Raw genomic sequence first — 13,204 nt, forward strand, 5'->3', positions numbered from 1 at the left:
AAATTTTAAACAAAAAATTATGACACTATATCAATGGTTTTTATTTTTTCTAATTATTCAAGTAGTTCACTTTTTAGGAACTTGGAAACTATACGAAAGCGCAGGAAGAAAACGTTGGGAAGCAGCTATTCCTGTTTATAATGCTATAATTTTAATGAAAATAATAGGCCGTCCTACTTGGTGGACGATTTTGCTTTTTATTCCTATTATTAACCTTATTATGTTTCCCGTAATTTGGGTCGAAACTTTAAGAAGTTTTGGAAAAAAATCTACTTTAGATACTTTTTTAGGGATTGTTACTTTTGGATTCTACATCTATTATATCAACTATACTCAAAAGTTAGATTACAAAGCAGAGAGAAACTTAATCCCCGAGAATAAAACTTCCGATACCATTAGTTCATTACTATTTGCTGTCATTGTTGCTACTTTGGTTCACACCTATTTTATACAGCCATTTACGATTCCGTCTTCTTCATTAGAAAAAACATTATACGTTGGCGATTATTTATTTGTGAGTAAATTAAATTTTGGAGCAAGAACTCCTATGACTGCAATTGCGTTGCCTATGGTACATGATTCAATCCCATTTTTAGGCGTTAAGTCATACCTATTCAATGATGATATTACAAAAAAGGAAACTTCGATTTTGAACAAGTTTCAATTACCCTATTTTAGATTCCCTTCGATTGAAACGATTAAACGCAATGAAATTGTAGTGTTTAATCAACCCGCAGATACTTTATTGGATATGGATAATTTTAAACCAACAAGAAATTATTACAAACCTATTGACAAAAAAACAAATTTAGTAAAACGCTGTGTTGGAATACCTGGAGATTCTTTGGAGATTCGTGAAGGAAACATTTATATCAATGGAAAACCAACCAAATTACCAGAAAGTGCAAAACTTCAATATAACTTTTTTGTAAATACTCAAGGTACAAATATGGATCAAAATTCCCTAGTAAACAGGTATGGCGCTAGAGATGGTTTGAAGGATGGGAATGGAGATTTTGCATTGACCAATAATGGAGAATATGTATTGACATTAACCGATAACGAAGCAGCCAGGATAGCGAACAATCCAGTAGTTAAAGGTGTCAAAAAGTATTTACTTCCAAAGGGAGAAGATGGAGATGTATTTCCTCACATTCATTCGTTAGGATGGAACATAGACAATTTTGGACCTATTTATATTCCAAAAAAAGGAGAGACAATCAAATTAGACAAAAACACACTTCCATTTTATAAACGCATTATACAGGAATACGAAAAAAATACATTACAGATTAACGGTGACAAAATTATAATAAACGGAAAACCAGTTAGCAGTTATACTTTTAAACAAGATTATTATTGGATGATGGGAGATAATCGCCAAAACTCTTTAGACGCAAGATTTTGGGGATATGTTCCTTTTGACCATATAGTTGGTAAACCTGTATTCATTTGGTTTAGTTGGGATAAGGATGGTAAAGGGTTTCAAAAAATAAGGTGGAATCGTGTTTTCTCTTTCGTAAATGGAAATGGGGAACCTAAATCTTATTTAATCCATTTCTTATTTGCCCTAACAGCCTTTTTTGTTGGTGAGCATTTCTGGAAAAAGAGAAAAGAGAAAAAGGGGTAACATAAAAATTAAGGCTTAAGGTTCCATGTTGAACAACCTTAAACTTTAAACCTTAAACAAATCAACAAATGAACACACTAATACATCCCACCTATTTCCCATCGATTAGCCATTTTGCAGCGATCGCTCAGGCTGAAAGTATTATGTTCGAAATAGAGGATAATTTTCAAAAACAAACCAATCGCAATCGCACTTATATTTATAGTCCAAATGGAATTCAGTTATTGAATATCCCTGTAAAACATTCGAAAGAAAGTCATCAAAAGACAAAAGATATCAAAATAGAAACTGATTTTGACTGGCAGAAACAACATTTTAAATCACTGGAAGCGGCATACAGAAGCTCTCCTTTTTTTGAATTTTTCGAAGATGACTTACGTCCAATATTCGAAAAAAAACATACCTTTCTTTTGGATTTGAATTTTGAAACTTTAGCTATTATGACTAAATGTTTGAGAATGAAATTGGATTTTACTACTACAACTGAATATTTTCATGAAGTGGATACAAATGCCATAAAAGACTTTAGATTTTTGGTAGATGGAAAAAAGGATCCTTCTTCCTTTGAAACTTATACCCAGGTTTTTGATGATAAACATGGATTTATCAACAATCTAAGTATTCTGGATTTATTATTTAATGAAGGAAAATATGCAATGGACTATTTGAAGAAACAGAAAATAGAATGAGACTGAAAACAATTTTATATCTTTGTTTAAATGAAAACCAAATACACCATATCTCAATTATCTCCTCATATTTTTTGGGATGTTAATACAATGTCTTTGGATTTTGAAAAATCAAAAGAACAAATCATCTATAAGGTACTCGAATTTGGCGTTATGAACGATTGGAACATCATCAAAAAAGTTTACGGTTTAGAAGTAATAAAAAATATTTCTCTTCAATTCAGAAGCTTGGATGTTGTTACACTTTCTTTTTTAGCCAACCTATTTCAAATAGAAAAATCCAATTTCAGATGTTACAAACTCAAACAATCGAACCAAAACTCCTGGAATTATTAAACAAGATAATGACTTCGGAAATATTTGAAGGATTTAATCTCGTTGGAGGAACTTCGTTAGCATTACAAATTGGACATCGCTTTTCGGTAGATATCGATATGTTTGGGAATTCCGAAATAAACGAAGTCGAATTCACTGAAGAACTATCTAATTTCGGAAAAGTTATTACTCTAAAAAAAAGCAAAAGTATCATTATTTTCTCCGTAGATGGCATTAAAGTTGATTTTGTAAATTATAAATATCCTTTGATCGAAAGCCCAAATAGTATTAAAAACATAAGAATGGTTTCAGACAAGGATGTTGCGGCTATGAAACTCAATGCTATTGCAGGAAGGGGAAGCCGGAAGGACTTCATTGATTTGTATTTTCTTCTAAAAAAATACTCCCTAAAAGAACTGTTTTCATTTTACAATAAAAAATATACAGATGGTTCTGAATTTATGGTTTTAAAAAGTTTAACTTATTTCGACGATGCTGAAAATGAAGAAATGCCAATTATGTTTGAAGAGGTTGATTGGAATGAAATAAAAAACACAATAGTAAAAGCAGAACATAACTTAGTTTAAATTTCTAGAAAATTTACACCCAATTTTTTGATGACAAATATGGTTTCATCAAATAATTTAAGCATTCTGGATTTATTATTTAATGAAGGGAAATATGCAATGGATTATTTGAAGAAACAAAAACTTATAATAAAATAGATTCCAAAGTTTTATTCGAAAGACAATCTGGCCATTATAGGAAAATGATCGGAATTTATAAATTCCGGGAAACTTTCAAATTTCTTGACTTTCATTTTTTCGTCAGCAAATATATAATCGATACGGGCAGGATAGTATCTAAATTTATAAGTGGCGCCAAAACCTTTTCCAGCTTCTTCAAAACTGTCTTTCAGCTTTCCTTTAATACTGCGGTAAACATAAGAAAAAGCACTATTATTCATGTCTCCACAAATTATAATAGGATATTTACAATCCTTTTTATGCTCCATAAAAATCTCTGCTTGCTCTTGTTGTTGTTTAAAAGCAATACTAATTCTTTTAAACATCATTTGAGATTTATCCTGATTAATTGCTTCAATATTCTCATCAATTTCATTAACATCAGGAGATATTTTTAAGGATTGTAAATGCATATTATAAACCCTGATAACATCTTTTCCTTTTTTAATATCTGCAAAAACAACATTATTAGTGGAGTTAGGAAAAATAACATTTCCTTGGTCAATAATGGGGAATTTAGAAAAAATAGCCTGCCCACTTTTAATATTGTTTCCATCTGTAAAAATATACCGATGCGGATATACTTTCAGATCAATGTTGGCTGAAGAAGAATATTCCTGAATGCACAATATATCGGGATTTTTATCATTTATAAAGGTTAGAATCTCAGAAGGGACATCGTCCCTATCAATCCATTTGAACACATTGAATAGGTGAACATTGTAGCTCATTATAGTAAAATCATTCTCTGCTTTGGGCAATTCGACTGAAGAAAATTTATAGAATTTATTTATAAAAGTAATTCCTATCAAAAGTACCAGACCGGAAACAATCATTCGTTTTTTGAATTGAATTGCCCAATACGCAAAAAACAACCCATTTATAATAAAAAAAAGAGGCATAAAAAGCGTCAACACCGACAAAAGAGGAAAGGATTTTGGCGCTAAAAAAGGCAAAACGTAGGCAATGAAAGTCATTACAGCGAGTGCTATATTTAATACAAACATTACTTTATTGAACCATGAAAGGTTTTTCATTTTTTCATTTTTTTCTGCAGACTGAAAACGGAACACTGCTAACTTACTTACCCGCTTTGAACAAAAATTCTTTTTCTTCTTTTGTCAAACTATCATAACCCGACTGACTAATTTTATCTAAAATTTCATCAATCTGTTGCTGTGCTTTGTCCTTTGTAATTATTCTTGAACTACTTTTCTCAACTGGTTTACTATAATTTTTATGAACCCTTTTGAATGGCGTTGATGCACTTTTTTTGAACAAATTTGTAAAAAAATCAAAAACACGTGATACTATTTTACTCAAATCAATTCCATTCTTGAGCAATTTAATAAAAATAAAACCAAAAAACGCACCGGATAGATGAGAAATATGTCCGCCAGTATTTCCTAATCTAAATTGCATTAAATCAATTAAAATAATCACAAAAGTGATATGCCACAGTTTTACATTCCCAATTAACAACAATCGTAAATTCATCAATGGATGATAGGTTGTTGTGGCTACTAAAACAGCCATAATTGCTGCAGAAGCACCAACAATGGAAGAACTTAAATTCAAAAAATAATAACCGGCGACAAAAGCTATTCCGGCAAATATAGCGCTCAATACATACAACCCTAAATATTGCTTCGGTGTAAAAAAGGTCAAAAACAAAGTGCTTGAAAAGTTTAAAACCACCATATTAAATAACAAATGCCAAAATCCATCGTGAAAAAAGGCATAGGTTAGAAAAGTCCAAGGTTTCACAATAAAATTAGAAGGTTCCGAAGAAAGGGCAATCCAGGTTGGAAAATCAAATGCGCCAACCTTAAATTGGTAGAAAAACAATAATGAAACCAAAAAGCAAACCACGTTCCAGAAAATTAGCTTAATTGCTATTCCTCCCATCTTGTATTGTAATTTCAGGTCGTCAATAATATTCATAATTTAATTAGGATTTAATATCAGATGTTTTAGCCATAATACTGAAGACTACTACTAGAAACAGATTACTTTTTTAATTCCAACGGTTTTTATTAAACTGATTTTTCTTCCAGTACCACATAATTATAAAACCAAATAAAGCGCCTCCTACATGGGCAAAATGTGCTATTCCGCCACCGCCTCCAAAAATTGATTGACCGGATACTCCTAAATACAAATCTACTAAAACTAACCCTGGTACAAAATATTTTGCTTTTATTGGAACAGGAATAAACATCAAAGCCAATTCAGCATTAGGAAACATAAAAGCAAAAGCAACAATTACACCATATATAGCTCCTGAAGCTCCAACTACAGTTCCAAAATAGGCACTTACGAAATTTTGAAAACTAGGACTGTTTAAAAGCGGTACAATCTGATCATTGCCTTTTCCATTTAAAACAGCTAAAATTTCCGTTTTAGAAAATCCCTGTTCTATCAAAATATTTACTCCATCCTGAAAATAATAATAGTTAATCCCTGTATGGAGCAATGCTGCACCTAAACCACAGGAAATATAAAAAAACAGAAATTTTTTGCTCCCCCAAATGCTTTCCAATGCAGAACCAAAAGAGTATAAGGCAAACATATTGAAGAAAATATGCATAAATCCACCATGCATAAACATGTGTGAAATAGGCTGCCAAACCTGGAAATTTGGATTTTCAGGAAAATACATGGAAAGCATTTTATAGGCTGGATCTCCTAATGCAAGCGTTCCAACGAAAAATAATATATTTATAATGATTAATTGCTTAACCGTCTCCGTTACGTTTCTCATAGTGCAAATTTTTTATCTAAATCTTCCACACGCATCGTGATGAAAGTGGGTTTATGAAATGGAGAAACATTGGGATCTTTACAGGCAAAAAGCCCGTTTACCAAGTTCTCCTGTTCTTTTTCTGTAAGGTGCGCTCCCGTTTTTACAGCCAAACTTTTCGCCATAGATTTGGCAATTGTATCGTTCTGGCTAAAACTGCTTTCTGGAATTCCATCCTGCAAATCGCTTAACAATTGTTCTAAAACCAGTGAAACTTCACTCTCTGTCACATTCACTGGAATTCCCGAAATGACGATATGATCTATATTATTTTCTTCGAAAACAAATCCAGTATTCCTTAATGACAATTGTAATTCAGCGATGAGATCCATCTCGCTTGTTGAAAAGAACAAATTCAATGGAAATAATAATTGCTGGCTTGAAGCTTGATTAACCGTCATATTTACCAAAAACTGCTCATACAAAACGCGTTGATGTGCTCGTTGTTGATCGACAATTACCATTCCTGATTTTATCGATGAAACAATGTATTTTTTATGTATTTGATAGGTTTTATGAACTGCATGTTCCACTTCTTCGTCATTGAATAAAGACGAAGTTACTTCTTCGTTTTCAAAAGTAATATGCCCAATTTCATCTGTATCCTGTTTTAAGCCCACGTACAAACTTTCCCAATTTGCCGTTGGTTCAGGCTTCTTGTAATTTGAAAAATGTTTGTTGGGTTTATCATCAGAGAACGGATTGAAGTTTCCATCAACCTGAATCGTAGGTGTTGCCCCTTCTAAATCTTTGTAATGATATGGCGTGTCTAAATTAGAATCCCTATCAAAATCCAAAACGGGAGCTACATTAAATTGTCCCAAACTATGCTTAATTGACGCTCTTAAAATAGCATATAATGCATGCTCGTCATCAAACTTGATCTCCGTTTTAGTAGGATGAATATTGATATCAATTGTATTGGGAGGCACAGATAAATATAAAAAATAACTGGGTTGTGCACCGTCTTTCAAAATCCCGTCATAAGCAGCCATAACCGCATGGTGCAAATAACCGCTTTTTATAAAACGGTCGTTCACGAAGAAAAATTGTTCGCCACGATTTTTTTTGGCAAATTCAGGTTTACTTACAAATCCTTGTATAGCGACTATTTCGGTTTCTTCCTGAACCGGTACTAATTTCTCATTGGTTTTACCCGAAAAAATATTGACAATTCGTTGTCGTAAAGTGGAAGGCGGCAAATTAAACATTTCACTGCCGTTGTGATAAAACGTAAAATGTATTTTTGGGTGAGCCAAAGCCACACGTTGAAACTCATCAATAATGTGGCGGTATTCCACCGTATCCGACTTCAAGAAATTGCGTCGTGCAGGAATATTAAAGAATAAGTTTTTGACTGCAAATGAAGTGCCTTTGGGCAAAACAGCAACATCTTGAGATACAAATTTACTGCCTTCAATGATGATATGCGTTCCAAGTTCTTCTTGATCTTGCTTGGTTTTCATTTCTACATGGGCAATAGCCGCAATAGATGCCAATGCTTCTCCACGAAAACCTTTGGTATGCAAAGAAAATAAATCTTCGGCCTGACGAATTTTGGAAGTGGCATGACGTTCAAAACACAAACGTGCATCAGTCACACTCATACCTAAACCATTATCAATTACTTGTACTAATGCCTTTCCCGCATCTTTAATAATTAATTTGATGTCCGTTGCTCTTGCATCAACTGCATTTTCAAGCAATTCTTTGACCACCGAAGCCGGTCTTTGAACAACTTCTCCAGCAGCAATTTGATTGGCAACGTGATCAGGAAGTAATTGAATAATACTCGACATTAAAAAATTTAGGTTTAAAGTTTAGGATTTAAAGTTTTTCAAACCCAAGATGTACAAATTTAATGAATTTCTATTGGCTTTTGTAGTTTAGAAAATCATAAAAAAACAAAAAAAGCATAACAATCTGTATAACAGAATAAGTCAATTTAACAATCCTAATTATTATTGAATTGCAAACTATTTTATATTATTTATTTCATCAAGAGAATAAACCTTATATACTATTTCCATTCTTTTTGCATTTTCTTCAACTGTACTTGTAAAACCTGCTTTTTTTCTACGTTCGTTAACTGATTCCGGATCTTTTATTGGTGAAATATATCTGAGATATTCTGCTAATCCAGTTTCTTTATTTGTTGTTTTTTTCCACCCTCCTTGTGTTCCATAAATTTGCTCTTTTCCTTCAGATGTTAATAATCGATCTTGCATCATTGCAAACAGCGTAAAAGGAATTTCACTTTTATTTGCGGCTTCTTTAATTAAAGGAAAATATTTTGGAATTTCATTACTGTGTTGAATCACGTACCAAGTCGCTTCATTTGTAGGTTCACCAACTAGGGATTTCCCTGGATAACCATATTCTGCAATTATTTTTTCAACTTTGACCAAATTAATAGAATCTCGCTTTTTTAAAATCATGAAAACATTATCTTGAAACAACTCTTCTTTGGAATAACCCGTTTCTTTAAGTATTTCAACTTTTCTATTTTCGGTTGTCTCAGAATCTATATATTCTCTAAGGATTTGATCAGATTTTAAAATAATATTCAACTCATTTTTTAAATTTTGGTCTATTCTAGTTTGAGATTGAGTCAATCCAAAAATTAATAGTACAATACTATTTAGTAAATACTTTTTCATATGTAAATTAATATGTAATTTATTATTTGTAGCATAAACATCAAATTTAATGAAATTCTATTTGGGAATGGTAGCTTATTTAATCATAAAAAAAACAAAAAACCTATACTATTTATAAAACAGTATAGGTTTAATAATTATTAATTTTATTATTTATTCCTTTAACTCTAAAGGCGATCCTTCTTCTATTTGGATAGCCCCTGCAGACAATAAATGTTGATTATCTATTTGATGTGACAACGAAGCTTGTTGACGAATATAGGCCATTTTTATAGCCGCAATAGCAGCTTCAGTACCTTTGTTACCGTGAATTCCTCCACTTCTATCAATGGATTGTTGCATGGTATTATCAGTCAAAACACAAAAAATAACCGGAATATCAGTTTGTACATTCAAATCTTTAATTCCTTGAGTTACTCCTTCACACACAAAATCAAAATGCTTGGTTTGCCCCTGAATTACACATCCAATAGCAATAACAGCATCAACATTCTGCGTTTGCAACATTTTCTTTGATCCATATATAAGCTCAAAGCTTCCTGGAACATTCCAGCGAATAATATGCTGGGATGGAACTTGGTTTTCCAAAAGGGCTTCTATAGCACCTTTATAAAGTCCTTCAGTTATAGAATCATTCCATTCTGAAACAACAATCCCAAAGCGAAAATCTTTCGCATTTGGGACTGAATTTTTATCGTAGTCGGATAAATTTTTATTTACGGTAGCCATTTTTTTTAGTTTTTAGTGTACAGTTTTCCGTTTTCAGTGTGCAGAATAAACTGCTTACTTCAAACTGATAACTGAATACTTATTTATTATTGTGCTAATCCTATCAAAACGTCAATTGAAGCCGCTTCTGGAGTTGCATCAAAATTATCTTTAATATCTGTGAAATATTTTAAGGCGTCTTCTTTATTTCCTAATCCTAAAGCAGTTTTTCCAGCTTTTAGCAAGAAACGTGGTGTTGTAAAATCATTTTTATTTGACTCAGCAGCTTTTACGTAATTTTCCAAAGCTTCTTTCGGTTGATTTTTTTGAGAATAGGCATCTCCTATTGCTCCTTTTGCCAAAGCACCCAAAACAATATCTTCAGACTTGAATTTACCTAAATACTCAATCGCTTCAGTGTATTTTCCTGTATTCAAATAAGCAATACCTGCATAATAATTAGCTAAATTTCCTGCATCTGTTCCAGAATATTCATCAGCAATTTTTAAAAATCCAAATTTCCCTTCTGAACCATTCAAAGACAACTTATATAATGAATCACTCGCCACTCCATCGGTAGCTTTTTGAAAATTTTGTTGAGCAACAAACATTTCATTTGCAGCCTCGTCTTGTTGTGGAGCAGCAATAAATTTTTGGTAGGCTAAATAACCAACAGTTAATATCGCAACACCTGCAACTAATCCAATAATGATTTTTTGATTTCTGGCTACCCAATTCTCCGTTAACGAAGCTGTTTCATCTAATTTAGAAAAAACACCTGCAGTTGTGCTATCTTTTTCGTCAACCTTTACCTCTTCAACTGTATCTTTTACTTCTTTTTCTTTTGGTGCTTTATATCCTCTTTTACTGTAAGTAGCCATTTAATTTTAATTTAGTGAGTCGCAAAAATAAAATTTTTATTCAAACCGACATAAAAAATATGCTTTTATATTTAAAAAAAATATCCTAAGAGGTTCTTTCTTTCCAAAGACAAAATAATTACCATAGAAAAAATGGAAAAGCCATTTTTATCGATATTTTTCAATAATTTGCACCCACTTTGAAAAACTCATTCAAAAACATCAAAGTTCTCAATACCAGCAAGCCTTACCCATGTATTTAAAAAAAATTTCATTATTCAATTATAAGAATTTTTCGGAAGCAAATTTCGATTTTGACAGCAAAATAAATTGTTTTGTAGGTAAAAATGGTATTGGAAAGACTAATGTGCTGGATGCGATCTACCATTTGTCTTATGGAAAAAGCTATTTCAACCCATTAGCCGTTCAGAATATAAAACACGGAGAAGAGTTCTTTGTAATTGATGCTGAATTTGAAAAAAACGAAAGAAATGAACAAATCCTTTGCAGTTTAAAGAAAGGCCAAAAAAAAATATTGAAACGCAACGGGAAAGCGTACGATAAATTTTCAGATCATATCGGTTTTATTCCTTTGGTTATCATTTCACCAGCCGACAGGGATTTGATTGTAGAAGGCAGCGAAACCAGAAGAAAATTCATGGATAGCGTCATTTCGCAACTGGACTCCCATTATTTGCAACAACTCATTCAATATCAAAAAGTAATGAGTCAACGTAATGCATTGCTGAAATATTTTGCACTGAACCATGTTTTCGAAAACGATACGCTCTCTATATATAATGAGCAGCTCAACAGTTTTGGGAATTATATTTTCGAAAAAAGAAAACAATTTATCGACCAGTTCATTCCTATTTTCAATGTTCACCATCAAGCTATAACCGGTTCGCAGGAAACCGTTCAACTCGTATATGAAAGTCATTTATTCGAAAAAGATTTGCTGACCCTTTTACAGGAAAACATCAACAAGGATCGCGCTTTACATTATACAAGTGTGGGGATTCATAAAGACGATTTAGCATTTGAAATTGACCAACATCCTATCAAAAAATTTGGCTCTCAGGGTCAACAAAAATCGTTTTTAATCGCTTTAAAATTAGCACAATTTGAATTTCTAAAAAAGCAAAGTGGTGTGAAACCGATTTTACTTTTTGATGACATCTTTGATAAACTGGATGAAAGTCGCGTAGCCAAAATAATCGAAATGGTCAACAGCGATACTTTTGGACAACTTTTTATTTCAGACACACATCCGGAGCGCACGGAAGCCATTGTAAAATCGACACATCAGACGTATAAAATTTTCAACTTATAACTTTTATTTAATAATTTAAAAGGTTCGGAAATTTAAAAATTACCTAATTTAGCCTATTCCAATTTAAAATCACATCAATGAAATTTCATTCTATATTTCTGTTAATCCTATCTTTTATAGTTTTATCCTGCAACGGTCAAACTTCAAAAAACGTAAAAACTATTGAAGCCGAAGCTTTTGCAGAAAAAATTGCAGCAACTCCAAATCCACAAATCCTTGATGTACGAACTCCTGAAGAATTTGCATCGGATCATATTGACAATGCGAAAAATGTAAATTGGCTTAGCAATGATTTTGTTACAAATGCCGAAAAATTCGACAAATCAAAACCTGTTTTTGTGTATTGCAAAAGCGGAGGAAGAAGTCAAAAAGCTGCTGAAAAACTAAACGAATTAGGTTTTACAACCATATACCAATTAGAAGGCGGAATATTAAAATGGGATGCTGCGGAACTTTCTAAACCAAGTGATAAAATCATAGGCCTATCAGTTCAGAAATACAACAAACTATTAAACTCAGATAAAAAAGTACTGATTAATTTTTATGCTGAATGGTGTGCACCATGCAAAAAAATGACACCATATATTTTGCAAATGCAAAAAGAATTAGCGGACAAAGTGACCATAATTCGATTAAATGCCGACGAAAATAAAACCCTGCTTTCAGAAATGAAAATCAGTGAACTTCCTACCTTATTATTATATGAAAACAAAGAAGTAAAATGGAAACATTCTGGTTTTATAAGTGAAAACGATTTAAGAAAACAATTACAATAGCTTCAAGATGCTTTCAAAAGATACACTACAATTTCTGGATGATTTACAAGCCAATAACAATAGGGATTGGTTTTTGGAAAATAAAAAACGTTACGAAGCTTTCAAGAAAGACTATCATCAATTAGTTAGTGATTTCCTTGATGCCATGAAACCATTAGACTCATCGCTGGAAATGCTGGAAGTCAAAAATTGTACTTTCAGAATCAATCGTGATATCCGATTTTCTAAAGACAAGTCTCCCTATAAATCACATTTGGGTGTTTGGCTTTCTTCTGGTGCCAAAGGTCAGAATCGCTCCGGTTATTACATTCATTTAGAAAAAGGAGCCAGTTTTATTGCCGGTGGATTGTATTGTCCCGAAGCGGAGGATTTGAAAAAAATGCGAAAGGAAATTGCTTATTTCCATGATGATTTAGAAGCAATTCTTGACGAGAAACATTTCAAAAAAGAATTTAAAGATTTTGATCGGAATGAAAAAAATACGCTAAAAAACCCACCACGAGGTTACGAAAAAGAACATCCGGCAATTGAATTTTTAAAATTAAAAAGCTTTGAGTCTTCTCAAAGAATTGATATTTCAGAAGTGACAAAAAAAGATTTTGTTGCTACAATGAGCAAAAAACTAATTGCACTAAAGCCGCTAAATGATTTTATAAATCGCGCCTTAACTTCTGAGTAATTTCA

The 13,204-nt window shown here is 32.3% G+C and carries 14 protein-coding genes and 1 pseudogene; 8 read left to right on the plus strand and 7 right to left on the minus strand.

Annotated features, from left to right (window positions below):
- Positions 1-19 precede the first annotated feature (19 nt).
- The 5 genes and pseudogenes from lepB to FNW38_RS17640 all read left to right on the plus strand — a co-directional run.
- Positions 20-1,630: a signal peptidase I gene (gene lepB, locus FNW38_RS00080; protein ID WP_143385876.1), complete on the plus strand. Its 1,611-nt coding sequence runs from the start codon at positions 20-22 to the stop codon at positions 1,628-1,630.
- A gap of 68 nt (positions 1,631-1,698) precedes the next feature.
- On the plus strand, positions 1,699-2,319 hold the full coding sequence (locus FNW38_RS00085; protein ID WP_143385875.1) for a WbqC family protein: 621 nt from the start codon (positions 1,699-1,701) through the stop codon (positions 2,317-2,319).
- Positions 2,320-2,349: 30 nt separating this feature from the next.
- Positions 2,350-2,655: a DUF6922 domain-containing protein gene (locus FNW38_RS00090; RefSeq protein ID WP_143385874.1), complete on the plus strand. Its 306-nt coding sequence runs from the start codon at positions 2,350-2,352 to the stop codon at positions 2,653-2,655.
- Positions 2,610-3,221, plus strand: coding sequence for a nucleotidyl transferase AbiEii/AbiGii toxin family protein (locus FNW38_RS00095; RefSeq protein WP_143385873.1), 612 nt, complete (start codon positions 2,610-2,612; stop codon positions 3,219-3,221). The genes FNW38_RS00090 and FNW38_RS00095 overlap by 46 nt, the downstream gene beginning before the upstream one ends.
- A gap of 14 nt (positions 3,222-3,235) precedes the next feature.
- Positions 3,236-3,359: pseudogene (locus FNW38_RS17640) on the plus strand (WbqC family protein); the annotation flags it as partial.
- An 11-nt stretch (positions 3,360-3,370) separates the two neighbouring features.
- Here the strand turns inward: FNW38_RS17640 and FNW38_RS00105 are convergent.
- From FNW38_RS00105 to FNW38_RS00135, 7 genes are all read right to left on the minus strand, one after another.
- Positions 3,371-4,417: an endonuclease/exonuclease/phosphatase family protein gene (locus FNW38_RS00105; protein WP_143385872.1), complete on the minus strand. Its 1,047-nt coding sequence runs from the start codon at positions 4,415-4,417 to the stop codon at positions 3,371-3,373.
- 43 nt (positions 4,418-4,460) lie between these two features.
- Positions 4,461-5,324: a rhomboid family intramembrane serine protease gene (locus FNW38_RS00110; protein WP_143385871.1), complete on the minus strand. Its 864-nt coding sequence runs from the start codon at positions 5,322-5,324 to the stop codon at positions 4,461-4,463.
- Between the two features lie 73 nt (positions 5,325-5,397).
- Entirely contained in the window at positions 5,398-6,144 is a 747-nt protein-coding gene (locus FNW38_RS00115; protein WP_143385870.1) for a rhomboid family intramembrane serine protease, read from the minus strand.
- Entirely contained in the window at positions 6,141-7,982 is a 1,842-nt protein-coding gene (gene mutL, locus FNW38_RS00120) for a DNA mismatch repair endonuclease MutL (RefSeq protein ID WP_143385869.1), read from the minus strand. Before mutL ends, FNW38_RS00115 begins: the two co-directional genes overlap by 4 nt.
- A gap of 177 nt (positions 7,983-8,159) precedes the next feature.
- Positions 8,160-8,843 (minus strand): DUF6624 domain-containing protein, encoded by a 684-nt coding sequence (locus FNW38_RS00125; RefSeq protein ID WP_143385868.1) that lies wholly within the window; start codon positions 8,841-8,843, stop codon positions 8,160-8,162.
- A 153-nt stretch (positions 8,844-8,996) separates the two neighbouring features.
- Complete coding sequence (gene ribH / locus FNW38_RS00130; RefSeq protein WP_143385867.1) at positions 8,997-9,572, minus strand: 6,7-dimethyl-8-ribityllumazine synthase; 576 nt, start codon at positions 9,570-9,572, stop codon at positions 8,997-8,999.
- 86 nt (positions 9,573-9,658) lie between these two features.
- The gene (locus tag FNW38_RS00135; RefSeq protein WP_143385866.1) at positions 9,659-10,432 is read right to left on the minus strand and encodes a tetratricopeptide repeat protein; all 774 of its coding nucleotides are present in this window, start codon (positions 10,430-10,432) and stop codon (positions 9,659-9,661) included.
- A gap of 232 nt (positions 10,433-10,664) precedes the next feature.
- On the opposite strand from FNW38_RS00135, the gene recF reads away from it, so the two are divergent.
- From recF to FNW38_RS00150, 3 genes are all read left to right on the plus strand, one after another.
- Positions 10,665-11,744, plus strand: a complete 1,080-nt coding sequence (recF, locus tag FNW38_RS00140; RefSeq protein ID WP_143385865.1) for a DNA replication/repair protein RecF — start codon at positions 10,665-10,667, stop codon at positions 11,742-11,744.
- Positions 11,745-11,821: 77 nt separating this feature from the next.
- A complete protein-coding gene (locus FNW38_RS00145) occupies positions 11,822-12,520 on the plus strand; it encodes a thioredoxin domain-containing protein (RefSeq protein WP_143385864.1) in 699 nt (232 codons plus the stop codon).
- 7 nt (positions 12,521-12,527) lie between these two features.
- Positions 12,528-13,199 carry a DUF2461 domain-containing protein gene (locus tag FNW38_RS00150; protein WP_143385863.1) on the plus strand — a complete coding sequence of 224 codons (672 nt, stop codon included), beginning with the start codon at positions 12,528-12,530 and terminating at the stop codon, positions 13,197-13,199.
- The last annotated feature ends 5 nt before the right edge of the window (positions 13,200-13,204 follow it).

It is taken from the genome of Flavobacterium gawalongense (genome assembly GCF_007097265.1).
Classification (GTDB): Bacteria; Bacteroidota; Bacteroidia; order Flavobacteriales; family Flavobacteriaceae; genus Flavobacterium; species Flavobacterium gawalongense.

What these genes read in the sequence shown, in the direction of transcription:
- FNW38_RS00095 (WP_143385873.1), top strand. Translation starts at nt 2,610, where the DNA reads ATGTTACAAACTCAAACAATCGAACCAAAACTCCTGGAATTATTAAAC.
- FNW38_RS00085 (WP_143385875.1), top strand. Translation starts at nt 1,699, where the DNA reads ATGAACACACTAATACATCCCACCTATTTCCCATCGATTAGCCATTTT.
- FNW38_RS00125 (WP_143385868.1), bottom strand. Translation starts at nt 8,843, where the DNA reads ATGAAAAAGTATTTACTAAATAGTATTGTACTATTAATTTTTGGATTG.
- FNW38_RS00150 (WP_143385863.1), top strand. Translation starts at nt 12,528, where the DNA reads ATGCTTTCAAAAGATACACTACAATTTCTGGATGATTTACAAGCCAAT.
- FNW38_RS00110 (WP_143385871.1), bottom strand. Translation starts at nt 5,324, where the DNA reads ATGAATATTATTGACGACCTGAAATTACAATACAAGATGGGAGGAATA.
- mutL (WP_143385869.1), bottom strand. Translation starts at nt 7,982, where the DNA reads ATGTCGAGTATTATTCAATTACTTCCTGATCACGTTGCCAATCAAATT.
- recF (WP_143385865.1), top strand. Translation starts at nt 10,665, where the DNA reads ATGTATTTAAAAAAAATTTCATTATTCAATTATAAGAATTTTTCGGAA.
- FNW38_RS00115 (WP_143385870.1), bottom strand. Translation starts at nt 6,144, where the DNA reads ATGAGAAACGTAACGGAGACGGTTAAGCAATTAATCATTATAAATATA.
- FNW38_RS00105 (WP_143385872.1), bottom strand. Translation starts at nt 4,417, where the DNA reads ATGAAAAACCTTTCATGGTTCAATAAAGTAATGTTTGTATTAAATATA.
- FNW38_RS00090 (WP_143385874.1), top strand. Translation starts at nt 2,350, where the DNA reads ATGAAAACCAAATACACCATATCTCAATTATCTCCTCATATTTTTTGG.
- FNW38_RS00135 (WP_143385866.1), bottom strand. Translation starts at nt 10,432, where the DNA reads ATGGCTACTTACAGTAAAAGAGGATATAAAGCACCAAAAGAAAAAGAA.
- lepB (WP_143385876.1), top strand. Translation starts at nt 20, where the DNA reads ATGACACTATATCAATGGTTTTTATTTTTTCTAATTATTCAAGTAGTT.
- FNW38_RS00145 (WP_143385864.1), top strand. Translation starts at nt 11,822, where the DNA reads ATGAAATTTCATTCTATATTTCTGTTAATCCTATCTTTTATAGTTTTA.
- ribH (WP_143385867.1), bottom strand. Translation starts at nt 9,572, where the DNA reads ATGGCTACCGTAAATAAAAATTTATCCGACTACGATAAAAATTCAGTC.